Raw genomic sequence first — 22,242 nt, 5'->3', positions numbered from 1 at the left:
ATGTACTGTGCCGCCGATGAACAGCTTGAGTAGTAAGGAATGAAGGAGGAACGGCGTTGAATGCATGGCAGGAAGGCAAGATGGCAGGAATGACGGCAGCATTGTCCGAGGGCGGTGTGTTCGTTCCAGGCATCCTGCTGCGAACATATCGGGAGGTAGGCTTATCTGATGCAGAGGCAATGCTGATGCTGCAGCTGATGTCCTACCGCCAGGCGGAGGGCAATGAGTTCCCGACACCTGAGCAGTTAGCTGCACGAATGGGAGTTACCTCCCAAGTAATCGGACAATTACTGCAGCGCCTCATGAAGAACGGATTTCTCATGATTGACGAACGGATCGATGAGTCCTCGGGCATCCAGTATGAACGCTATAACTGGCAGGGCTGGCTGATGCAAGCAGTGGCTGCTCTGGAGGACAAAGATGCTGCCGCGGAGGTATTGGGTGGAGCCACGCAGTCGCAATCCACGCCAGAGCAACATGAGCAGCAGGGTTCCCACCAAGCGGCCCAGATCCCTAATCTGTTCAAGCTGTTCGAACGTGAATTCGGACGACCGCTTTCGCCGATGGAGTGCGAGACGATCAGCAGCTGGTTGGACCAGGATCATTACCCGGACGAGCTGATCCGCTTCGCGCTCAAGGAGGCGGTGTTTGCAGGCAAGCTGCATCTGCGCTACATTGATCGGATTCTGATCGAATGGAGCCGTAATCGCGTGACCAATCCCGACGAAGCGCGGGAGCATTCCCGCCGTTTTCGCGGTGGAGGATAGATAATGGAGCTGACCCCAGGAGGGGGTCAGCTCCTGTTTGTTGTTCCTGCGGGGGCAAGAATTCGGCAAGTTAAGAGATGTGAATGGCAATATTACCGAATTGCTTTCCTTGCTGCATACGCTCGAAGGCCAGTGTTGTTTCTTCTAGCGGATAGATGCGATCTACTACAGGCTTTATCTGATGGCGCTCGATCCACTCCAACATTTGAATGAACTCTTCCCTGCTACCCATAGAGGTGCCTAACATACTGATTTGCGGGAAGAAAATCGCTCGAATGGGAAGCTGCAGCTGATCACCAGAACTTGCGCCATACATCACAACACGGCCTCCTGGTCGCAAAACATCTAGATATTGATTAAACATAGCTTGTCCAATACTATCCATAATCAGGTCTACACTTGGAGCATGATCACCTATGTGCCAATCTGTATAGCTGTCCAAAGCATGAAATGCTCCCAATTGCATGGCCTGAGCCCGTTTGGCTTCACTACGAGAAGTAACAGTCACCTTAGCTTCTGCAGCAACCGCAAAAAGCATGGCATACGTAGCAACGCCGCCTCCAATGCCTGGAATCAGTACATGCTCGCCCGGTTTCAGTTTCCCGCGTGTGAAGAGGGCACGATAAGCAGTAAGAGCTGATAGTGACAACACTCCGGCTTCTTCCCATGTAAGATGAGAGGGTTTAGGTAAGATGTTATCAGCAGGTAACGTGATATACTCCGCAAGTGTGCCATCGGTTGGCCCACCGACTATATCAGGGACTTCAGGAACCTCAGAAGCTGTAGGCCACCCCAGAGTAGGATGAATTATGACTTCATCACCAATCTTGAAACCTTTTACCTCCTTGTCTATTTGCGTGATGATTCCTGCTCCGTCGGAGCCTAGGATGAGTGGAGCATCATTAGAACTGCGAGCGGACATAACAAATAGATCCCGATGGTTCAGTCCCGCTGACTTTAATCGTACCTGCACTTCTCCCTTATTGACGGGCTTGGCGGGTGATGTACCTAATTGTAGGCCGGAAATCCCACTCCTGGTTGCATGGACCATTGCTTTCATCATATGAACCTCCTGACTGATAGTAATGTAACTAGGCATAATTTTAACGTGAGTATCCTGTTCCGTAAAATGAACAAAACAGAAAGCAGCATTCGTTTTTATTGATATTATGGCATTACAAGTTAGGAGAGAGGGTGTGCAATTTGGATACTGGGGAACTGAGGATATTTCAAGCGGTTGCCAGGGAAGGAAGTATCAATAAAGCAGCATTCAAACTGAATTATGTCCAGTCCAATGTTTCAACACGAATCAAGCAGCTCGAAGAGAAGCTGGAAGTGCCACTATTTTATCGCTCTCACCAAGGCATGAGTGTAACTCCGGCTGGAGAGCGATTGCTGGAGTATGCAGACCACATTCTGTCTCTCCTGGATGAAGCGGAACAAGCGACTGTTGATGCTGGAAATGGGCAGATAAAGCTGCGTTTAGGGGCAATTGAATCCTGCTCATGGAGTAAACTTGCACCGATATTACTGCAGCAGAGCACATGGAACCCGGAGCTTAAGATAGAATTTGTGACGGGTGAGAATCATGCGTTGATTGAACAGGTGAAACAGGATAATTTGGACGGGGCTCTAATTTATGGACCACTGAATGAAAAACAATTCACTTATGTTAAGTTGTACGATGATGAGTTGGTCCTGGTGACCAAGGGGGATCTAAATACAAGTTGGAGAGAGATGTTGCTGCGGCCATTGTTATTCTTTGAGGTGGGTTGTACTCACCTTGATAGCGTGAACAAACTTCTGCAGGAGCAAGGGATTGATCGACCGAATATAACGGAGTTCGGAACACTGAATACAATTATCAACGGTGTAGCCGCGGGCCTCGGCATTTCATTGCTGCCGCGATCCGCTGTGACCAAGGCTCAGGAGCGGGGGGAGCTAGAAATCATGTCTCTCCCCGTCGCCTACCGCAAGTTGGAGGTTGGTTTCATATGCAAATCCAACCTAGCGCCTAACAAACCTATGCAAAATCTGATGCGAAGTGTGAAATCATAATCTTTCAGATTTTGCTTCCGGCTCTTGCATGAATCAACATAACCGCACTGCTTAGCAGTGTTATATCGTAATTCATCCCGGATTCTTGAAACCAATTGATAAGCGATGTTTTTATAAGCGGGTGCCAGAGAGGAGCTTTATTATTCGCCTGTATGGGTGATGAGTTCAGACCGGCTATACACACTCTGCCATTACGCTTTAGAACTCGCCCAATCTCCCTCAGTGCCAGCCGCTGCTGCTCGGGGGTCAAGTGATGCAGCGCGAAGCTGCAGGTTATGAAGTCCGCGGTGGCATCGGCAAAAGGCAGCGCCAACAGATTGCCTTGCCGTACTGGCAGCTGAGGATGGCGGCGGCGGCACGCCCGCAGCATCTCGGTCGATTGCTCGACGCCGATGACCTCGGCTCCCGTCGCAGCGAGCCGCCAAGCCAGATTGCCCAGCCCCGTGCCCAGATCTAGTCCGCGCTCCCCAGGCTGAGGCGAAATGGCTGCAGTAACGGCATCCAACGTGCGCGCATACAGGTCATCAGAGAGACCGTCAGCTGAGAAAGCGAGTGGCAATCCCACTTCGCCGTCATCCATCCGCTGCGCCAGTCGGTCATAGTCCCAGCGATCCTGCCACGATTCACGCAGCAGCCTGCTTTCACGCAGATGAGAGGCCGCACTCAACATTTCCTGGAGCGGCACCTCGCGGGTGCGCTCCAGCGCAGACATGACTCCATCAAGCGCCTGCAATCCCTGGGCAGCAGCCAGGTGCTGGCGGTATAAGGAGGCTCTGGCCGCCTCCAATTGTTCTGCCCACACCTCCGGTTGTCCACGGACAGACAAGAGCCCGGCTATCGTCTCCAGAGACAAGCCGAGCTCTCGCAGAGCCAGGATCCATTGCAGTTGCTCGATATGCGCCGTTTCATAATGGCGATATCCGTTGTCCTCGTCCTTGCCTGGCTGCAGAAGGCCTTTTTGTTCATACAGCCGAATGGCGCGAGCCGTCGTGCCGAGCAGGTCAGCAACCTCCTGAATACGCATGACTAGCGGCGTGTTGCTTTGAGCAGCTCATACCGGTAGGCATACTCAAACAAGTATTCAAACGCCTCCAGATGCCGCTTCGCTTCAAAGCCGTTGGCTCCCCAAGCATAAATGCCATGCTTGCGCAGCAGGATGCCGGGAATCTGCTGATTCATGACGCGTGTTACCTCGGGTACGATGCGGGGGATATCCGCATAGTTCGGTACAATCGGTACATCAATAACCGCTTCCTCATCCCAAATGTTAAACGCTTTGATCAGTTCTACACCTTCGATCGGCACAGCTCCGCGCTCGTTAAACCACTCTGAGACCAGATTATTGAAAACGGTATGCACATGATAAATCGCGCCGCAGCCTGTCAGTCGATAAATCTCGCAATGAATCAGTGTCTCTGCAGAAGGCTTGAGCCGAGTGTTCTCCACAGGCTTGCCTTGCTGGTCGACAAAGAGAAAGTCCTCCGGCGTGCGCTGGGACTTATCCTTGCCACTGGCGGTAATCGCGAAATGGAACTGCTCCGGGTCAAATTCGCCTACCCGCATCGACAGGTTGCCGCTGGTACCCGCAAACCATCCGCGATCTGCGAACAGCTGCTTGGCATCGGCTAGCTCTGAGAGCGCACGCTGCTTGTCCTCAAGAGCAATGGCTGAAAAAGTCATCGTTGGCTCGTCCTTTCTTTCTTCAAAGTATCTGTTACTTCATGGAATGTCTCATAAGGGACGAATGGCAACCCCAACTCGCGGCATTTCTCCGAGAGATGAGAGCGCGAGAAAACCAGGTCGGCCAGTTTGGCCCCTTCAAAATCTGTCACGCTATCGCCGATCAAAATCCGCTCATACTGCTCTGGCGGGAAGCGTCGCATAATGGTTGTTTTACACATCCCGCAGTTGCGTTCGCAATGCTCATCACAGGGATGAGGCCAGGTGATCTCGATAGCCGCGCCTTCGAAATTGCTGCCGTTGCAGTAGATGTGCTCCACAGGAATATCGAATCGGGACAGGATGGGATAGACGAAAAAGTCAATCCCGCCGCTGGTCACATAGAACGGAATCTGCTCGGCCTTGCAGTAAGCGAGCAGCTCCTCGAATCCCTCGCGAATCTCCGCATTGTTAATCGCGTAATCAACGACTTCCTGCTGGCGTGAAGTCGGCAGCAGCGAAAACAGCTTGCCGACACCTTCCTGAATAGAGATGCGCTGCCGGATGATATCGTCGACAATCGTTTCCCAACCTGCGGGATTGAAGTGACGGATAATAGCGATAATGTTGTCATTCTTGGTGATGGTTCCGTCAAAGTCGCAGAAGATGACCCGTTGGCGTTGCGTCATTCCTTGTTCCCCCACAGTTCGAGTGCGGTCCGCAGCTCTTCATGGTCGACAGCAGCATCGCTCAGCTTGCGACCAGCTGTAGCCGCCTCAATCGCCTGACGGAAGGCGCGTCCGCCGGCTGCCGTGCCTTGGGGGTGACCGTGAATTCCGCCACCTGCATTGACGACAACCTCTTGACCGAAGTCCCGGAGAATGAGTGATACCAAGCCGGGATGAATACCGGCCGAAGGCACAGGCATGCTAGCTGCCACAGGCAACTCATCCGAGAGCAAGGCATCACGGACAGCCAGGTTCTCTTCCTTGGGCATGACGACCGAGCCATAAGGAGAAGGGAAGAGAGACAGATCCGCGCCGGCAATCCGCATCAGTTTGCCAAGCAGCAATGGCGCGGCAATCCCATAGTGAGGAGAGGGGTACAACGCACCTGCCATCGCTGGATGTGCCGCAATTGGTACGGAGATGGCAGGATCCTTACTCAGCTCATGCAGCACATCAAAGCCATAGGCCAGTACGTTGAAGAGCAGTGCATTGGCTCCTGCATCGACAGCTTTTTTGGCTTGCTCGGCGAGACGCGAGGTCGGTCCCGTCAGATTGACGGCATAGAGCAGCTTCTGACCGGTCTCCTGCTCTGCACGACGGGCAGCGGCCATGCAGACCTCAACCCGCCGTTCCAGAGGCGTGAGCGGATTTTCGAACAAAATCTCATCATCCTTGATCAGATCGACGCCACCCAGCGCCTGCTGATAGAACTGTTCCTCCAGTCCTTGCAGATCATGACCGATGACAGATTTGAAAATACTCATCAGCAGCGGGCGATTATGCACGCCGAGCTGTTCGCGGATCCCTTTAATGCCGTACTTTGGACCGGGGAATGCGGACAGGAAGGTCTCCGACAGATGCAAATCGATTAATTTGATGCGTCCGTCCATCGAGAGCTTGCCGAAGACGGTAACGAGCAAAGCTGGAATGTCCCGGCTGAAGTTGATCTCCGGATAAGCGATATGCAGATCGGCATACCGGGTGCCGGGCGCGCCGTTCTCCGCTTCATGAATCTCAACCCCGACTACTTGGCCGAGATGTTTTTCCATGGCGGCTTTTTTGGCCTCGGGCAGATCGGTCCAGCTGCCGACGGTCAGGCCGACAGCAATCGATTGCGCTTTTTTATGAAAATCAGCTTTATCATCATAGCAACGGTAACTGGCAATGCACATGCCTGGTTGAGGTTTCATTTAATCGTACTCCTTTCAATCATGGCGCCAAGCTCACCCGCGCGTTGTGTCGCGCGTGAAACGGCTTTGACGACGGAATCTGTAAACCGGTGCTGCTCCAGTGTCTCAATTGCTGCCTGGGTTGTACCGCCGGGAGAGGTAACCTTGCGACGCAGGTCCGCCGGCTCTTCACCAGTGATTTGTACCATCCGCGCAGCGCCTAGCACCGTCTGTACGGTCAGTTTGCGGGCGTCGGCTTCCTCGAGACCCAGGGCGTGACCGGCTTGAATCATCGCTTCCATCATATAATAGATGTAGGCAGGTCCGGTTCCAGACAGCCCGGTTACAGTATCCAGCAGAGGCTCTTCGACTACGATAGTAATACCGAGACTGTGAAAAATCTCGATCGCGATATCCTGCTGTGCCTGCGTCACCTTCTCCGAGAAGCTGATGCCAGTTGCGCCAAGGCCGATTGTACTGGAGGTGTTAGGCATCGTTCGTACAATGGAGACTGGTTTGTCGAGCAATTGCTCCATCGTCAAGATCGACAAGCCGGCGATGACGGAGATCACCATCTGGCCGCTTCGCACGGTATTCCGCAGCTTAAGAATCGCTTCCTGCGCGTCCTTGGGTTTGACAGCCAGAAAAATAATATCTGCCTCATGCAGCTGAGTCAGCTTGTCATCTTCGGTAGTAGGGGTAACAACGCCATAACGTCCGCGCAGCTCTTCCAGTCGAGCCTCGTTGCTGCGGTTGATCATGATCAGCTGATCAGGGGTAGTGAGACGGCGGTCCAGCATGCCCTTGGCAATCGCCTCGGCCATCGAGCCGGAGCCGTAGAAAGCAATCTTGCGGCCCGTGATTTCAATGGCCGGTGACTCATATTGCGACATGTCTCTCTTCCTTCCTTAAGGTCAACTGCGGATCTGGCCGCTGCCGACGATCTGGTATTTGGTGGAGGTCAGAGCTGGCAATCCCATAGGACCACGGGCGTGCAGCTTCTGGGTACTAATGCCGATCTCAGCGCCGAAACCGAATTCGAAGCCGTCGGTGAAGCGAGTCGATGCATTATGGTAGACAGCCGCGCTGTCCACATCCTGCAGGAAGCGCTGGGCATTATCTTCACGGTTCGTTACGATACATTCACTGTGGCTCGTGCCAAAGGCAGCAATATGGTTCAGGGCAACATCGATATCATCGACAATACGCAGATTTAGAATGTAATCATTATACTCGGTCGCATAGTCATCATCCGTAGCCTGACGGATGCCTGATCCGAGCAGCGCCTGGGTGCGCTCGCAGCCACGCAGTTCCACATCGGCTTCGGTCAAGCGGGCAGTGATGGCCCGTAATTGATCCACAGGGAAATCCTGATGGATAAGCAGTGTTTCAATGGCGTTGCAGACCGAAGGACGCTGAACCTTGGCGTTGAAGACAATGTCCGATGCCATATCTGCATCAGCATCGGCGTCGATGAAGACATGACAGATGCCGGCGCCGGTTTCAATGACAGGAACGATGGCATTCTCCACCACGTTATTGATTAACGAGGCGCCGCCGCGTGGAATCACGACGTCCAGTACACCTTTGAGCTTGAGCATCTCATCCACTGAGGAACGATTGGCATCCTCAATCAACTGCAGGGCCTCTGCAGGCATGTCAGTCGTAGCCAATGCCTCGTGCAGAACCTCCACAATGCGTCGGTTGGAGGAAAGTGCAGCCGATCCTCCTCGCAAAACCACCGCATTCCCCGTTTTTAGGCAAAGTCCGGCAGCATCGACCGTAACATTGGGACGGGCTTCATAGATCATTCCAATCACTCCAAGCGGCACCCGGAGCTGACGAATATGCAACCCGTTCGGACGATTAATTTCTGCGAGCTGCTCACCTACTGGATCAGGCAGCTCAGCGATCTGGCGCAGGCCTTCGGCAATACCGCCAATCCGTTTCTCGTCCAGCGCAAGCCGGTCGAGCAGGGAGGAACTGGTGCCATTCTCTCGGCCACGCTGCAAATCTTCGGCATTGGCCTCTATAATAGATGCTTGCTCACGGACCAGCGCATCGGCCATGACACGCAGCGCTTCATTTTTCTGAGCTGTGGTCAGACGGTTCATGACGGCTGTTGTCTGGCCAGCTCTCAGTGCTTTTTCACGAACTTCACTCATAGGATAGGACCTCCTTGATAATCAATACTCAATTCTACATCGGCACCCATTCATCCCGATGGATGACTTCGATCCGGACAACATCCAGACGCTGGCGTACTTCATCCGAGCTGAGTCCAGCGGCTGCTTGAACCTGCCAGGCTTCATAATTGACGACGCCTCGCCCGATCGTCTCCTGGCGGATATTGCGAACCTCGACGACATCGCCGGAGTGGTAGTCGCCAGTACTGCCGCGGATGCCTGCCGGCAGCAAGCTCTTGCCTCCTGTCAGCAGCGCGGTCTCGGCTCCTTCATCAACCGTAATACTGCCCTGCGGCTGCGAGTGAAAGCTGACCCACTGCTTCTTCATCGGTAACGTATGAAGCTTGGTATCGAAATACGTGCCTTTGCCGTTCCCGGCAACCGCCTCCGACAAATCTCCTTGCTCCACAATGCGTCCAATAAAGGCAGGGATACCGCCGCGCATTGCAATGCGTGCCGCTTCGATCTTGGAACGCATCCCGCCGGTGCCCACATTGGAGCCTGAGCCACCGGCAATTTGCTCAATTTCTGCTGAGATCTGCTCAACCCGTTCGAGCTTCTTGGCAAGCGGGTTTTTGCGTGGATCCTCGGTATAGAGCCCGTCGGTATCCGTTAGCATCAGCAGTTGACCTGCTTTGACGAGGTTAGCAACAAGAGCGGACAAGGTGTCATTGTCACCGAACTTGAGCTCTGCGGTGGCGACTGTATCATTCTCATTAATAATGGGGATGACACGCTGCTTCAGCAGCTCATCGATCGTCCGCTGGGCATTCTGGATTCTCCTTCGGTTGGAGAAGTCAGAGCGTGTAAGCAACACTTGAGCGACCGCGACACCGCTGCGTCCAAAAGCCTCCTGGTAGGCTTGCATCAGCAGAGCCTGACCAACGGCGGCAGCGGCTTGTTTCTCGTGAACCAGCCGAGGTCTCGCGGTGTATCCAATTCGGCGGAATCCGGCGGCTACCGCGCCGGAGGTCACCAGCAGCACCTGGTAGCCTTGCTGGTGGAGAGCGGCCAGTTCATCAGCGAAATAGTCAATTCGCTCACGGTGCAGTCCGCCTGTCTCCTCCGAGGTCAAGGAGCTGCTCCCGATTTTAATGACGATACAATCTCCCATAAACTTCATACATCCCTTTCCTGTAAAGACCCAAAAAACACAAAAAACTCCCGTCCAAAAAGGACGAAAGTCTGGACTTCCGCGGTACCACCTTCGTTGATGAAGGCATGCGTATCTCATGCTTCATCCTGCTCGGACCTGATAACAGCAGGCACTGTGCGGCTCATCGCCGTCCGTTCGGGGGTGGGGGCATACCAGCAATCGCGGTAAATTCTTGCAGCCTGGAAATTTACTCTCTGGACACGATTGAGTTGTGGCACGCGGTTCCCGTCATCACGTTTGGATCTTTGATTGCAACAAGCATATCATGTTATGTGAACAAATTCAATCGTCCGATCCGCTGTACAGCCTCTTCAAGCCGCGCTTCATCGGCCAGCAGTCCCAGCCTGACATAGCCTTCGCCATGGGTACCGAAGCCGGCACCGGGAGCGACAACGACATCGGCTTCTTCCAGCAGTCGATCCGCAAATGCAACTGAGGTCGTGCCGGCGGGAATGGGAAGCCAGCAGAAGAAAGAGCCTCCGGGACGTTCAGCTTGCCAGCCGATGCTGCCAAGAGCATTAAATAAGGCATGCATCCGCGACTCGTAAGTCGCATTCAGGTCACGGACGCATTGCTGCGGACCGGTCAAGGCAGTCGCGGCCGCTTCTTGAATACCGCCAAACAAACTGCAATAGTAATGATCCTGAATGAGATTAATCAGTCCGATCAGCTCCGCATTACCGACTGCAAAGCCGACCCGCCAGCCTGCCATATTATAGCTCTTGGACAGCGTGTAGATTTCGAAGCCGACATCCTTGGCTCCAGGTGTCTGCAGGAAGCTCACCGGACGATCTCCTCCGAATCCAATGGCTCCGTATGCGAAATCACTGACGACGGCGATTCCATGCCGTTCGGCAAATGCCACCGTATCCTGATAGAAGTTGCTATCTGCTACTGCTCCGGTTGGATTGTTTGGATAATTGATGAACATCAGCTTGGCCCTGTCAGCATCGGAAGAGGCGATCGCGCTATAATCGGGAAGGAAATTGTTGTCCGCTCTCAAAGGCATCAGCGACATCCGGGCGCCAGCCAGTGCAATCCCAGACCAGTAGTCAGGATAGCCGGGATCAGGCACGAGAGCCACATCGCCAGGATCAAGCAGACATTGGCTGATTTCAATCAAGCCGGTTTTGCCCCCGAAGAGGACAGCCACTTCCGTATCTGGGTCGAGCTCCACATTATAGTCTTCTTTATAACGCTTGGCGACAGCCTGTTTCAGAAAGGGAAAGCCGCCAAAGGGCGGGTATTTGTGATACTGCGGCTTAGCGGCAGCTTCCTGTAGTGAAGCGACAATGTGAGGGGGTGTCGGCTGGTCCGGGTTACCTTGTCCTAGATTGATAATATCCCGGCCCTTGACAGCTTGTGCATTCGCCTTTGCGACCAGCCGGGCAAAAAATTGCTCGGGCAGTCCCTGCATGCGCTTGGCCGGTTGAAAGATTCGTTTTGTATTGGTGAGGTCCATTAAGTAATCCACTCCATTTTGTCGGGCTTAGTGCCGAAATCGTATCCCTAATGTAGCAGATTCACAGGTATGTGTCGAGGGGAAGAGGGCACTATGCCGGGTGTAAAAAATCAGGCACCGGTGCGTGAAGCAGCCGGTGCCTGAGTGGTACGGGTATGTCTTTACGCGTCCGGTGAGCCGATCTTTTTCAGGAAAGGTTGGAGATTGGCCTTGAACGATAAGAGATGCGGCTTCTTCTGGGCATCAAAAACAAGCAATACGGAGGGCTTGTCTGGACAATGGAACAGAAACACATCATCGGTTTGAAACGTCAGCTTGCCTGCCTTGACAGTGGCAGGCTGCTCGAGCGGAATACGGTAGACGTGACCGCATTTTTCATCCGGCTTCAGCTGTGGCGACAAACCCGTGACTGATTCCAGCCAGCCTTTGGCATATTGCTGATATTCTGCATTATTCTCTACCGTTTTGACGACTTTGCCTGCCGCGACATCAAATACCTGAACCGGCTTGGCAGTTGCAGCAGCAAGCGCAGCAGGCGAGAGCAGTGCGACAAGAATCGCGGCCAGCAAGCACAGGCTTAGCGAACGTTTGAACATGGGAACGACCTCCTTGGAAAGCATGGATAACTGTGTGCTGCAAGCTGTACTAATGTTCCCAACTTGACAGCTTTCCATGACACGTTATGATTATTGGAAGACAGGAGGCCTGAAGGATGACAGAAAAGCTGAATCTTGCCATTGTGCAAATGTATATTGAAGCGGGCTCGCCGGATCGTAATTTTGCCCGACTGGAGGAGCGTTTGGAGCAGGCTGCGGCACTAACGCCCAAGCCAGACCTTATTTTATTCCCAGAGATGTGGAACACTGGCTATGCGCTGGATGAAATTGAAGCCTTGGCTGATGAGAACGGCAATCGCACGAAAGCGCTGATCAGTGCGTTCAGCAAACGGCACGGGATTCATGTGCTGGCGGGATCGATCGCTGAGAAACGTGCAGACGGCGTTTACAATACAACTTATGCCTTTGACCGGAGTGGTCAACTCCAAGCTGAATATTCAAAAATTCACTTGTTCCGTCTAATGGATGAAGAGAAGCATCTCCAAGCAGGAAACGCACCAGGTGTGTTGGATATTGACGGTTCTCGGGCAGCATCCATGATCTGCTACGATATCCGTTTCCCTGAACTCGCCAGACGGCTAGCCCTGGATGGCGCCAAGCTGCTGTTCGTGCCAGCGGAATGGCCGAATCCTCGCCTTCACCATTGGCGCACGTTGTTAACGGCCAGAGCGATTGAAAACCAGATGTTTGTCGTGGCTTGCAACCGTACTGGAAGCAGCGGCAGCACGTCGTTTTTTGGTCACTCTATGGTTATTGATCCCTGGGGCGAGATCGTGGCCGAAGCGGGAGAGGACGAGACCATTCTGCAGGCGACGATTGATATGGCGCTGGTTGACGATGTGCGCACCCGGATTCCAGTCTTCGAGGACAGGAGGCCCGGCCTCTATTAATAGCTGTTTCATTTAAATCAGGATTGATAATGTTCGGAGATCGCTTCCTTCATGGTCTCAATAAAAGCCTCCGCAGCTTTGGACAGATAGCGGCCCCGCCTGCTGGCAACAACAAGCGTCCGCGAGGGCCGGGGATCGGACAGAGAGAGATAGACAGGTGCTAGCGAAGTATTCGGGGAACGGGTGACCATCATCGGTACAAAGGCGATCCCCATGCCCGCAGCTACAAGGGACTGGACGGTTTCGATATTGCCGCTTTCGAAGACGATTCGGGGGCTGAAGCCCGCTTCGGCACAGAGGTCGAAGGCGATCTGGCGGAAGCCCTGACCCCGCTTGAGCAGGATGAACGGTTCATCTGCAAGATCCGCGATACTAGCATCGTTAAGCCGGCCCGCTGCATTTTCCCGGGCCAGCCGGTGCTGGGGAGGGACGGCAAGCTTAATTTCTTCCTCAATTAGCGGTTCCCAGGTGAGGGAGGGTTCAAGCAGCGGCAGCGAGAGCAGACTGAGGTCGGTCTGGCCGCTCGCGGTCAACTGTTCCAATCGACTGGTGCTGTCCTCGAGCAGAACAATATCAATCTCGGGATAACGAGCCTGAAATACAGGGAGGACGACTGGCAGGATATGCGAGCCGGTGGTAGGCAGACTGCCTACCACAAGCCGACCCCGACGCATTTGGCCAAGATCGTCCATCTCCTGCTTCAGTTGCTCCACAGCGTCGAGGATGACGCTTGCCTTCGTTACGAACACATCGCCCGCATGTGTCAGCTCTACCGAGTTGGTCGTGCGTCGAAACAGCTGCTGCCCCAGCTCCTTTTCCAGCTTGGCAAGCTGCTGGCTAAGCGAGGGCTGAGCGATATGCAGCTTCTCCGCTGCCCGAGAAAAATTCTTGTCAGCAGCAATCTGCACGACATATTGCAATTGTCTAAGTTCCATAGATTTAATCCCCTTCTTTCTTTAGTAGTACCAAATGTGAGGAATCGATTCTGCAGAAGCGAAGCGTTCGCCTTTGTCCCCGGATTTATACCTATAAAGAAGTTATATAATCAAAAAATCTGGGGACAAGAGCGATCGAAAGAACGATCCTCACTCCCCTTATAGGTATTTCCTATTGTCGTTATAGATATTATATCTTGGAACAATGAAGAATGTCATGGTATGATACAACTATACTATTTTTGAGAACCTATTAATTTATGAGGTGAAAGAAATGACTACAAAGAAAACCATGTTCGAAAAGATCTGGGACAACCACGTCATCCATCAGGAAGAAGGCAAGCCGAGCGTTATTTATATCGACTTGCACCTGGTTCATGAGGTAACGTCGCCTCAAGCCTTTGAGGGACTGCGCTTGTCCGGACGCCAAGTGCGCCGGCCTGATCTGACTTTTGCAACAATGGACCACAACGTTCCAACCAAAGACCGTTTCAACATTAAGGATCCGATCTCGAAGCAGCAGATCGATACGCTGACCAAGAACTGCGAAGACTTCGGCGTAACCTTGTATGACCTGAACAGCCTTGACCAAGGTGTCGTTCACGTTATGGGACCGGAGCTTGGCTTGACTCACCCTGGCAAAACGATTGTGTGCGGCGACAGCCACACTTCCACACATGGTGCATTCGGCGCGCTCGCGTTCGGTATCGGTACCAGTGAGGTAGAGCATGTCATGGCTACCCAATGTCTGCAGCAATCCAAAGCAAAAACAATGGAAATTCGCTTCAATGGCAAACGCAAGCCTGGCGTAACAGCCAAGGACTTGATCCTCGGGGTTATTGCTCAATACGGCACGGACTTTGCTACTGGTTATGTGTTGGAGTACACTGGCGAAGCTATCAGCAGCCTGTCCATGGAAGAGCGGATGACGGTCTGCAACATGTCGATTGAAGCTGGCGCGCGTGCGGGTCTTATCGCACCTGACCAGACGACATTTGATTACCTGCGCGGCCGCGAATATGCGCCACAAGGCGAGAAATTCGAAGAAGCCGTAGCAGTATGGAGCCAACTGACTACTGACGAAGGCGCAGAGTACGATACCGTGCTGGAATTTGACGTCGACAGCCTGATTCCACAAGTGACCTGGGGCACTAGCCCGGGCATGGGAACCGACATCACGTCGGCTGTTCCAGTGCCGGCTGAGCTGCCTACCGAGAATGAGCGCAAGGCTGCCGAGAAAGCATTGGAGTACATGGGTCTGACCCCAGGCACGCCAATGACGGAAATCGACATTGACTATGTCTTCATCGGTTCTTGTACCAATGGCCGGATTGAGGATCTGCGTGCAGCTGCCGAGGTTGCCCAGGGTCATACGGTTAGCGACCGTGTTACAGCCATCGTTGTTCCTGGCTCCGGACGCGTCAAGATTCAAGCTGAGCAAGAAGGCCTGGATAAGATCTTCACAGAAGCTGGATTCGAATGGCGCGATGCCGGTTGCTCGATGTGTCTGGCCATGAACCCGGACGTATTGGAGCCTGGCCAACGCTGCGCTTCGACCTCCAACCGTAACTTCGAAGGTCGCCAAGGACGCGGCGGACGCACACATCTCGTGTCGCCTGCTATGGCCGCTGCAGCAGCCATCAAAGGCCGCTTCACGGATGTCCGCGACTGGGAATTCAAAACGGCTGTAGCCCACTGATAACACCGATTGAGAGGAGCACTACTTAACATGGAAGCATTCACTAAATTAACGGGCATTGTTGCACCTGTGGACCGGGTCAACGTAGATACCGATGCTATTATTCCTAAACAATTTTTGAAGCGCATCGAGCGCAGCGGCTTTGGCCAATTTTTGTTCTACGAATGGCGTTTTCATGAGAGTGGCGAGGTGAACAAGGATTTCGCGCCAAACCAGGAGCGTTACCAGGGATCCTCGATCCTGATCTCCCGTGCCAACTTTGGCTGCGGCTCCTCCCGTGAGCACGCGCCATGGGCGATTCTGGATTACGGCTTCAAGGTCATCATTGCGCCTTCGTACGCTGACATTTTCTACAACAACTGCTTCAAGAATGGCATCCTGCCAATCAAGCTGTCCGAAGCACAAGTCGAGGATCTGTTCCAGCGCACTGCGGCTAATGACGGATATCAGCTGACTGTGGATCTTGAGAACAAGAAAATCTCGGATTCGCTCGGCCTGGAGATTGACTTCGACCTGGATGAGCACCGCCGTCAATTCCTGCTCCAAGGTCTGGATGATATCGGTCTGACTCTGCAGCATGAAGACAAAATTACCGCTTACGAAGCCAATCGCGTGGCATTCTAAACGGACCAACCAACAGAACCCGAATGTATCGCTTCACCGCGAGGCGTTCGGGTTTTTCCATTACTGCGCAGCAGGCAGTGCGGAATTGAAACGTTAAAATTTACCTCGAAACGCAACTTTTTATGTCGGTCTGCGTCTAATGTTCGTCTGGCGTTATTCGGATGCGACGGTTCGGATGTCATCAGCCAACTATTCAGTCTTCGAGGTGAATGATGAAAAAGTTAGTATCCATGCTGTTGATGTTGTCGGTCATGCTTATCCTGACGGCTAACCCGGGACAAGCCGCTGCCGTGCCCAAATTGTTTCTGAACGGGAATGCCCTTGCTTCGGATGTGGAGCCCCGTCTCGTAAACAACTACACGATGGTACCCATTGCGGTCGTCGCAGGAGGGTTGGGCTACCAAGTAAGCTGGGATCAGGCGACCAAGTCGGCTAGCATACATAATGGTCAGACCCAGATGACTCTGACCGTAGGCAAAAGTACCGCACTGGTGAATGGTCAGCAAGTCAAACTGGAAGCGCCTCCCATGATTGACAAGGGGCGTACAATGTTACCACTGCGATTCGTCGGCTCGCAGCTTGGACTGGACGTCCAATGGGACAATGTAAGTAAATCAGTACACATGAAAGAGCAGAACCCTTCGCAGCCTGGTGAGGGCGGGGGCAATCCGTCTCTGCCACCTGCAAGTGGACAAATTCAGGGCATTACGTATGACGGAATCAGTCGTTTCTCGATCGATTACGACGGTGTGATTTCGCCGAATGCGATGCTGGTCCTGACAGGTCCTGATCGCTTGGTCCTGGATCTTCCGAATACGTCTTTTGGATCGCTGTTTGAACCGGGCACACCATCCGGTGAAGCCTCCTATGAAGTTGACGGTCATCCGGCACTTAGCGGCATCCGGTATTCGGCACATGCGGACAAGCCGGTTCGAATCGTATTTGACCTATCGCTGCCAACAACGTATGAAGTAACTCAGAGCAACGGACAGCTGAATATTGATGTGAAATATCCTGAGCCTGGCGCTGTCCCTTCTCCCGGCCCTGACAGCGGCGGCAACAAGATCTACAAAGTTGTCATCGATGCTGGTCACGGCGGCAAGGATCCAGGTGCAATCAGCATCACCAAGCGACAGGAAAAAGAATTCAACCTGGCTGTTGCCTTGAAGATCAAAGCGCTGCTCGATAAAGAGCCGCGGATTCAGCCTTATATGACTAGAAGCAACGATACCTTTGTGGAGCTGGCTGATCGCGCCAACTTTGCGAATAACCTAGGTGCGGACTTGTTTCTCTCCATTCATGCCAACAGCTTCAGGCCGGATGTGACGGGAGTGGAGACGTACTATAATCGGGAGAGCAGCCGTGCCTTTGCGGACGTCATGCACAAGCATTTGGTCAAGGCTACAGGGCTGCCAGACCGCAAAGTAAGACAAGCCAATTTTGCTGTCATTCGCCGAACAACGATGCCAGCCATCCTGATCGAAGCAGGCTATCTGTCCAACCGACATGATGATAGTGTGCTCGCCAAGGAGGAAGTACGGGATCGGATCGCGAAAGAAATGGTGGACGGGATGAAATCTTATTTGAAATTGTCTTAGTAGATCGGAGGGATAAGTCTTGCGCGGAGTCAAAAAATTGCTGCTTGTAACAGCAGCTGTTCTGGTGCTTGCAGGTTGCGGAGCAAAAGAAGAGCCGCTCACGAATACACCTGCGGCACCGGACGTAGAAGTTAACGCTCCAGTTGACAATGAAGCGACCCCTGAAGAACCGGAGGTCGAAGAGGAACCGCCGGTGGAGGAGCCTGAACCACAGGACGAGGGCAGTAATGCCGAAACGCCTGTCAGCAGCGAAGGGGAAGACGACCCGGTAGTAGCGGTTCCAGAGGAAAGAACGATTAAGGTTTATCGTACGGATGACCAGTTAATGGAGCTGGTCGAAACCGAGGAAGTCATTACCTACACGAATGAGCAAGAGATGCTGGAGGCTGCTCTGGCTCAACTGCAGGAAGATGGTAATGTGGGCACCCTCTCGCTATGGGGTTCGATTCAAATGAATGACATTTCCGTTCAAAACGGTGATGTTGTGATTGATCTGACGATTCCGGATGAAGCCAATATGGGTGCAGGCGGAGAGAGCTTTGCAATTGATGCCATGACATCCACCGTGTTTCAGTTCGAAGCATTCAATACCTTGCAACTCCTGATTGATGGCGAGCAAGCGGAATCGCTGATGGGACACGTGACACTGGAGCATCCTTTCGTCAAGTAATTATTCATCATTCATATTTATCGCGACTATGCGCTGTGAATCATTCACAGCGCATAAAGTCCGAATGGAGGCGTTTTTGGAATGACACGAAAGTCGTCCTGGCAAAAGAAGCTAGCACTCGCACTTGTTGTATCACTGACCGCCGGAACAACCGGCACCGTACTCCCTGCCGCTTATGCGGAGGAAACTGCAGCTCCGGTCAAAGCGACCCCTTATGTCGATGTAGTGGCAGGTCACTGGGCGGAGAAGCATATCGCCAAGCTTACCCTTCAAGGCATTGTCCAGGGCTATGGCGCAGATGGTCGTTATGGAACCAATGAAGGGGTAAACCGTGAGGATGCCGTTATTATGGCCATCCGCTTTCTCGGTCTTCAAGATGAAGTAGATTTAAATACCACGGCAGTATTTCCCGAGGATTTTGGCGTCCGAGATTATGCGAAGCCTTATGTTATTTATGCCATGCAAAACGGGCTTCTTGACCGTGATCAGGAACTCGAGCTGGCCGAGGAGATGTCGGAGAATTGGGGGACCAGCAAAGCTAGTCGTGAGTGGGTAACCCGTCTGATGATCCGCACCATTGCCGAGACTGAGCTGGCGGAGCAACTGTCTAACCGATCCTCCACATTTACGGACCGTAACGAAATTGATGCGGATTACCGTGGATTCGTCAATGCGGCAGTCGAACTCAAGCTCATGAACGGGGTTACAGCCGACAAATTCGAGCCGAAGACAACGGTAACTCGTGCGATGCTGGCGACACTGCTGAGTCGTGCGCAAGGCCAGTTTGCCGTGGAATATCCGTCCCAGGTCAAAGGTCTGGTGAGCGAGCTGACGGACAGCTCAATTACGCTCTTTGATGCCGAGACCCAACAGTCCCGGACATTTGAACTGGACAACCGTTCGATTTTCTATCGCTTCGACTCCGAGAGCCAGTCTGCAGCGGACAAGCTGACGCGCTTCGCCGAAGCCATCGTATTGGCAGAGGGTGGTAAGGCCCGCTTTATCGAAGGCACAAGCGACGAGGCTCAAGTAGAAACGCTGAAAGGCGAAATTGCCCGTGTCGTTCCAGCTGAGAACAAAATCTGGCTGTCGATTGGTACGGACTTCTTGGAAGTTAATTATGACAGCACGTTGCTCGTTCATAATAATGCCGGTCAACGATTGGAAGTCGCGGATCTGGTAGTGGGCAGTACAGTGGAGGTCGCGCGTGACACCTTCCGCAGTCAACCGCTTGCTGTGTCCGTTACGGTACAAGGGGCACCGGTCAATAAAACGGCTTCCGGTACTATTCAGGCTGTCGGCAGCAGCTCCATTACTGTTCTCAACTCTGGCAGCAATGAAGCGGAGACATGGGAAGTGGCGGGCAATGCGCTCATTACATTGAACGACCAAGTCAAACAATTGAGTGATGTTACCGTAGGCAGCACGGTATCGTATGATGTGACGAACAGTCAGATTACAGCGATCCGCATGTCTCAGACCGGCGGATATACAGTGACGGGTCAACTCTATGAGGATATCAGGGAAGACGCCCGGACCATCACCTATACAGCGAATGGCAAACTGGAAGTCAATGTGATCGCCAATAATGTTCAGGTTATCATTGAAGGTCTGAGCAATCCGACCGTCGCTGACCTTGTGCAAGGAGACCGGGTAGAGCTGACCATCAACGCGCAGAGTGCGGTTACGGCCATCAAAGTAGCCGACCGCCAAGTCGAGTACCTGAATGGCGCCCAGATCGTCTCCTATGATCAGGAGCGCAAAATTCTGACTGTGCTGGATGACCGAGGCCGGGCGGAGGCAATTGCCATCACGCCAAGAACCCGCATCACCTATAATGGAACGGTCTATCCGCAGCAAGCAGCGGAAGCACTGCTGACACGCAATAAGAAGATCACGATCGGCTATACGGACCGTACAGCGGTATCGATCGAGCTGGTGCTTAATTACACCGGCCAGCTAACGAATATTAACCAGACGACAAACCGGATTACATTGGCCCTGCCAAACGGATCTACAACTGTTCTGGAATACCAGAATGTAGGAGTTGACCTGTATGGACGGACGAGCGCAACGATTAGTGATCTGAAAATCGGCGACACAGTATCGGCATTGCTTGGCGCAGACCAAACTCGCGTTGTTGCTCTGCAAGTCCACTCTGTTGTTCAACAGGAAATTGTCTCTGTAGACCAGACTGGCAAGCGGATTAGACTCCGTGCCGAAGACGGAAGTGTGACAGACTGGTTCGTAACAGCGAACTGGCAGCTCCACTCCTCAACCAATCAGCCGATTGCTCTGACCAATTTGACAGCAGGTCAACTGGTTAATGTCACGTTTGTCGGCAAGCAGCCGTCTGCGGTGAAGGTAGTTGATGTGAAGGCGGGCAAGCTGGCATCCATCAGCTCGGACCGGGTGACTCTGAACGACTACAGCGGCGGCAGCAGTGAAGTTGTGCTGGGCAGCACGTTCCGCGTCGAGAAGAACGGAGCCGTCAGCAGTAGTACGGCGGTCCTGGCTGCGGGGGATCATGTGGAAATCCGCAAGAATGCTCAGGATCAACTGGTCATCTCGGTTAAGAATGGCATGAGCCGCACTTTCTGGCGTCATGATGCAGCCGCAGGAGAGCTGCACGTCATGCGTAATGGAGTGAATGACAATAACTATCGGTTTGCATTGACCGCAGACACGAAGATTTATGTCAATGGCGTGCTCAGCAGCATCGATGCACTGAAGAATGGTGACAGCTTGACCCTTTATATTGTGAATGGCAAGCTGGTTGAAGTCGTGAAATAACAGCTGTCTCAAGCAGAAGCTGCAGTGCAGATTCACAAGGGTCGTCCTCCAGGACGACCCTTTCGTCCGTTAGCACACCTGTATATTTTCTCTGAAAACGGCTCAGAAATCCGCTGCTTCGTATTCTACAAAATATTGTTGCAACTTCATGCGGAATAGGCTTGCGTACCGCGACATTTTTCGCTACACTTTGAAACGAAGCCCATAATTGGGGAGCGTAATAGAAATGAACAAAAAACAAATGAGAGAGATTCTGGATCATATCGGCGAGATGTTTCCAAACGCTCATTGCGAGTTGAATCATAGCAACGCTTTTGAATTGACAATCGCTGTACTGCTGTCCGCCCAGTGTACGGATGAGACGGTTAACCGGGTGACGGCAGACCTGTTTCGCAAATACAAGCGGCCGGAAGACTACCTTGCGGTGCCGCTCGAAGAGCTGCAGCAGGATATTCGCCGGATTGGCTTGTTTCGCAACAAGGCTAACCATATCCAAAAGCTGTGCCGTATGTTGATTGAGAAGTACGAAGGCGAGGTGCCCCGAACCCACGCAGAGCTCACCGAGCTGCCTGGCGTGGGGCGCAAGACGGCCAATGTAGTCGTATCCAACGCGTTCGGTGTTCCTGCAATCGCCGTGGACACTCATGTCGAGCGGGTGTCCAAGCGTCTGTCAATCGCAGGGCCTGACGATTCTGTCCTTGAGGTAGAGAAGAAGCTGATGAAGCTTGTTCCAGAGGAAGAGTGGACCGAGACCCATCACCGACTCATCTTTTTTGGGCGATACCATTGCAAAGCGCAGCATCCCGGATGTTCGGTTTGCGAGCTGCTGGACCGGTGCAAAGAAGGCAAACGGCGTATGAAGCCGGTCGCAGTCAGGAAAGATAAGGCAAAGAAAAAACCATTACCCAGTAAAGGATGAGGAACCATGAAATGCATTTCCGTCTATACAAACAATTTTGAACTGTTCTCGGACATCTATCCGGACATCATCGCAGCTCCACCTGCGGACAACGAGGAAGTGATCCTGGAAGGCGTGACAGTCAGCGGCGCAGGCGAAGTGCCGGATCAGTATTTGGAGCGTATGCGTGTCAAGCCTGAAGTCGTCGTTATGCGCGAGAAGAAACGTGGCATTACTATTCTGCAGCATGGCAATGTATTCGAGATCTGCATGCCGGACAGCAGCGATGAAGGCAAGGTTGAATAAAGGCCAGTCACGTACAACCAAATCAAG

21 protein-coding genes are annotated in these 22,242 nt (G+C 53.0%); 10 read left to right on the top strand and 11 right to left on the bottom strand.

Going from position 1 to position 22,242, the window contains the following annotated elements:
* Positions 1-56 precede the first annotated feature (56 nt).
* Positions 57-767, top strand: a complete 711-nt coding sequence (locus tag F556_RS0109110; RefSeq protein ID WP_020616629.1) for a DnaD domain protein — start codon at positions 57-59, stop codon at positions 765-767.
* Between the two features lie 70 nt (positions 768-837).
* On the opposite strand, the gene F556_RS0109105 is transcribed toward F556_RS0109110, so the two are convergent.
* Complete coding sequence (locus F556_RS0109105; protein WP_020616628.1) at positions 838-1,827, bottom strand: zinc-binding dehydrogenase; 990 nt, start codon at positions 1,825-1,827, stop codon at positions 838-840.
* Between the two features lie 134 nt (positions 1,828-1,961).
* Between F556_RS0109105 and F556_RS0109100 the strand changes: the two genes are divergently transcribed.
* The gene (locus tag F556_RS0109100; RefSeq protein ID WP_211222556.1) at positions 1,962-2,825 is read left to right on the top strand and encodes a LysR family transcriptional regulator; all 864 of its coding nucleotides are present in this window, start codon (positions 1,962-1,964) and stop codon (positions 2,823-2,825) included.
* 4 nt (positions 2,826-2,829) lie between these two features.
* Here the strand turns inward: F556_RS0109100 and F556_RS33605 are convergent, their stop codons facing one another.
* The 9 genes from F556_RS33605 to F556_RS0109055 all read right to left on the bottom strand — a co-directional run bounded on the left by F556_RS33605 (position 2,830) and on the right by F556_RS0109055 (position 11,781).
* Positions 2,830-3,849, bottom strand: a complete 1,020-nt coding sequence (locus F556_RS33605) for a MerR family transcriptional regulator (protein ID WP_020616626.1) — start codon at positions 3,847-3,849, stop codon at positions 2,830-2,832.
* A gap of 2 nt (positions 3,850-3,851) precedes the next feature.
* Positions 3,852-4,505: a methylthioribulose 1-phosphate dehydratase gene (gene mtnB, locus F556_RS0109090; protein WP_020616625.1), complete on the bottom strand. Its 654-nt coding sequence runs from the start codon at positions 4,503-4,505 to the stop codon at positions 3,852-3,854.
* The gene (locus F556_RS0109085) at positions 4,502-5,173 is read right to left on the bottom strand and encodes a 2-hydroxy-3-keto-5-methylthiopentenyl-1-phosphate phosphatase (RefSeq protein WP_020616624.1); all 672 of its coding nucleotides are present in this window, start codon (positions 5,171-5,173) and stop codon (positions 4,502-4,504) included. The genes mtnB and F556_RS0109085 overlap by 4 nt, the downstream gene beginning before the upstream one ends.
* Positions 5,170-6,402 carry a 2,3-diketo-5-methylthiopentyl-1-phosphate enolase gene (locus F556_RS0109080; RefSeq protein WP_020616623.1) on the bottom strand — a complete coding sequence of 411 codons (1,233 nt, stop codon included), beginning with the start codon at positions 6,400-6,402 and terminating at the stop codon, positions 5,170-5,172. Before F556_RS0109080 ends, F556_RS0109085 begins: the two co-directional genes overlap by 4 nt.
* Entirely contained in the window at positions 6,399-7,274 is an 876-nt protein-coding gene (gene proC / locus F556_RS0109075; RefSeq protein WP_020616622.1) for a pyrroline-5-carboxylate reductase, read from the bottom strand. The genes F556_RS0109080 and proC overlap by 4 nt, the downstream gene beginning before the upstream one ends.
* Positions 7,275-7,295: 21 nt before the next feature.
* On the bottom strand, positions 7,296-8,546 hold the full coding sequence (locus F556_RS0109070) for a glutamate-5-semialdehyde dehydrogenase (RefSeq protein ID WP_020616621.1): 1,251 nt from the start codon (positions 8,544-8,546) through the stop codon (positions 7,296-7,298).
* 34 nt (positions 8,547-8,580) lie between these two features.
* Positions 8,581-9,681, bottom strand: coding sequence for a glutamate 5-kinase (gene proB, locus F556_RS0109065; RefSeq protein WP_026297191.1), 1,101 nt, complete (start codon positions 9,679-9,681; stop codon positions 8,581-8,583).
* Between the two features lie 310 nt (positions 9,682-9,991).
* On the bottom strand, positions 9,992-11,185 hold the full coding sequence (locus F556_RS0109060; RefSeq protein WP_020616619.1) for a pyridoxal phosphate-dependent aminotransferase: 1,194 nt from the start codon (positions 11,183-11,185) through the stop codon (positions 9,992-9,994).
* A 161-nt stretch (positions 11,186-11,346) separates the two neighbouring features.
* Positions 11,347-11,781, bottom strand: coding sequence for a hypothetical protein (locus F556_RS0109055; RefSeq protein WP_020616618.1), 435 nt, complete (start codon positions 11,779-11,781; stop codon positions 11,347-11,349).
* A 116-nt stretch (positions 11,782-11,897) separates the two neighbouring features.
* Between F556_RS0109055 and F556_RS0109050 the strand changes: the two genes are divergently transcribed.
* The gene (locus tag F556_RS0109050; RefSeq protein WP_020616617.1) at positions 11,898-12,692 is read left to right on the top strand and encodes a carbon-nitrogen family hydrolase; all 795 of its coding nucleotides are present in this window, start codon (positions 11,898-11,900) and stop codon (positions 12,690-12,692) included.
* Between the two features lie 17 nt (positions 12,693-12,709).
* On the opposite strand, the gene F556_RS0109045 is transcribed toward F556_RS0109050, so the two are convergent.
* On the bottom strand, positions 12,710-13,627 hold the full coding sequence (locus tag F556_RS0109045) for a LysR family transcriptional regulator (RefSeq protein ID WP_020616616.1): 918 nt from the start codon (positions 13,625-13,627) through the stop codon (positions 12,710-12,712).
* A gap of 274 nt (positions 13,628-13,901) precedes the next feature.
* Here F556_RS0109045 and leuC point away from each other — a divergent pair, with 274 nt between their 5' ends.
* From leuC to F556_RS0109010, 7 genes are all read left to right on the top strand, one after another.
* On the top strand, positions 13,902-15,326 hold the full coding sequence (leuC, locus tag F556_RS0109040) for a 3-isopropylmalate dehydratase large subunit (protein WP_020616615.1): 1,425 nt from the start codon (positions 13,902-13,904) through the stop codon (positions 15,324-15,326).
* 30 nt (positions 15,327-15,356) lie between these two features.
* The gene (leuD, locus tag F556_RS0109035; protein ID WP_020616614.1) at positions 15,357-15,950 is read left to right on the top strand and encodes a 3-isopropylmalate dehydratase small subunit; all 594 of its coding nucleotides are present in this window, start codon (positions 15,357-15,359) and stop codon (positions 15,948-15,950) included.
* 209 nt (positions 15,951-16,159) lie between these two features.
* Complete coding sequence (locus F556_RS0109030; protein WP_083937937.1) at positions 16,160-17,548, top strand: N-acetylmuramoyl-L-alanine amidase family protein; 1,389 nt, start codon at positions 16,160-16,162, stop codon at positions 17,546-17,548.
* Between the two features lie 19 nt (positions 17,549-17,567).
* The gene (locus tag F556_RS0109025; RefSeq protein ID WP_020616612.1) at positions 17,568-18,218 is read left to right on the top strand and encodes a GerMN domain-containing protein; all 651 of its coding nucleotides are present in this window, start codon (positions 17,568-17,570) and stop codon (positions 18,216-18,218) included.
* A gap of 81 nt (positions 18,219-18,299) precedes the next feature.
* The gene (locus F556_RS0109020; protein ID WP_020616611.1) at positions 18,300-21,011 is read left to right on the top strand and encodes an S-layer homology domain-containing protein; all 2,712 of its coding nucleotides are present in this window, start codon (positions 18,300-18,302) and stop codon (positions 21,009-21,011) included.
* A 226-nt stretch (positions 21,012-21,237) separates the two neighbouring features.
* Complete coding sequence (nth, locus tag F556_RS0109015) at positions 21,238-21,930, top strand: endonuclease III (RefSeq protein ID WP_020616610.1); 693 nt, start codon at positions 21,238-21,240, stop codon at positions 21,928-21,930.
* Between the two features lie 6 nt (positions 21,931-21,936).
* Positions 21,937-22,215: a hypothetical protein gene (locus tag F556_RS0109010; RefSeq protein WP_020616609.1), complete on the top strand. Its 279-nt coding sequence runs from the start codon at positions 21,937-21,939 to the stop codon at positions 22,213-22,215.
* The last annotated feature ends 27 nt before the right edge of the window (positions 22,216-22,242 follow it).

It is taken from the genome of Paenibacillus daejeonensis DSM 15491 (assembly GCF_000378385.1).
GTDB classification, from domain to species: Bacteria; Bacillota; Bacilli; order Paenibacillales; family Paenibacillaceae; genus Paenibacillus_D; species Paenibacillus_D daejeonensis.
This window is presented reverse-complemented; position numbering and strand designations above follow the sequence as displayed.

Bases quoted from the DNA above. Each gene is read 5' to 3' on its own strand.
- F556_RS0109010 (WP_020616609.1), top strand. From the start codon at position 21,937: ATGAAATGCATTTCCGTCTATACAAACAATTTTGAACTGTTCTCGGAC.
- F556_RS0109050 (WP_020616617.1), top strand. From the start codon at position 11,898: ATGACAGAAAAGCTGAATCTTGCCATTGTGCAAATGTATATTGAAGCG.
- F556_RS0109060 (WP_020616619.1), bottom strand. From the start codon at position 11,185: ATGGACCTCACCAATACAAAACGAATCTTTCAACCGGCCAAGCGCATG.
- F556_RS0109030 (WP_083937937.1), top strand. From the start codon at position 16,160: ATGATGAAAAAGTTAGTATCCATGCTGTTGATGTTGTCGGTCATGCTT.
- F556_RS0109055 (WP_020616618.1), bottom strand. From the start codon at position 11,781: ATGTTCAAACGTTCGCTAAGCCTGTGCTTGCTGGCCGCGATTCTTGTC.
- mtnB (WP_020616625.1), bottom strand. From the start codon at position 4,505: ATGACTTTTTCAGCCATTGCTCTTGAGGACAAGCAGCGTGCGCTCTCA.
- leuD (WP_020616614.1), top strand. From the start codon at position 15,357: ATGGAAGCATTCACTAAATTAACGGGCATTGTTGCACCTGTGGACCGG.
- F556_RS33605 (WP_020616626.1), bottom strand. From the start codon at position 3,849: ATGCGTATTCAGGAGGTTGCTGACCTGCTCGGCACGACGGCTCGCGCC.
- F556_RS0109080 (WP_020616623.1), bottom strand. From the start codon at position 6,402: ATGAAACCTCAACCAGGCATGTGCATTGCCAGTTACCGTTGCTATGAT.
- F556_RS0109085 (WP_020616624.1), bottom strand. From the start codon at position 5,173: ATGACGCAACGCCAACGGGTCATCTTCTGCGACTTTGACGGAACCATC.
- F556_RS0109045 (WP_020616616.1), bottom strand. From the start codon at position 13,627: ATGGAACTTAGACAATTGCAATATGTCGTGCAGATTGCTGCTGACAAG.
- proC (WP_020616622.1), bottom strand. From the start codon at position 7,274: ATGTCGCAATATGAGTCACCGGCCATTGAAATCACGGGCCGCAAGATT.
- F556_RS0109105 (WP_020616628.1), bottom strand. From the start codon at position 1,827: ATGAAAGCAATGGTCCATGCAACCAGGAGTGGGATTTCCGGCCTACAA.
- nth (WP_020616610.1), top strand. From the start codon at position 21,238: ATGAACAAAAAACAAATGAGAGAGATTCTGGATCATATCGGCGAGATG.
- F556_RS0109070 (WP_020616621.1), bottom strand. From the start codon at position 8,546: ATGAGTGAAGTTCGTGAAAAAGCACTGAGAGCTGGCCAGACAACAGCC.
- F556_RS0109020 (WP_020616611.1), top strand. From the start codon at position 18,300: ATGACACGAAAGTCGTCCTGGCAAAAGAAGCTAGCACTCGCACTTGTT.
- leuC (WP_020616615.1), top strand. From the start codon at position 13,902: ATGACTACAAAGAAAACCATGTTCGAAAAGATCTGGGACAACCACGTC.
- proB (WP_026297191.1), bottom strand. From the start codon at position 9,681: ATGGGAGATTGTATCGTCATTAAAATCGGGAGCAGCTCCTTGACCTCG.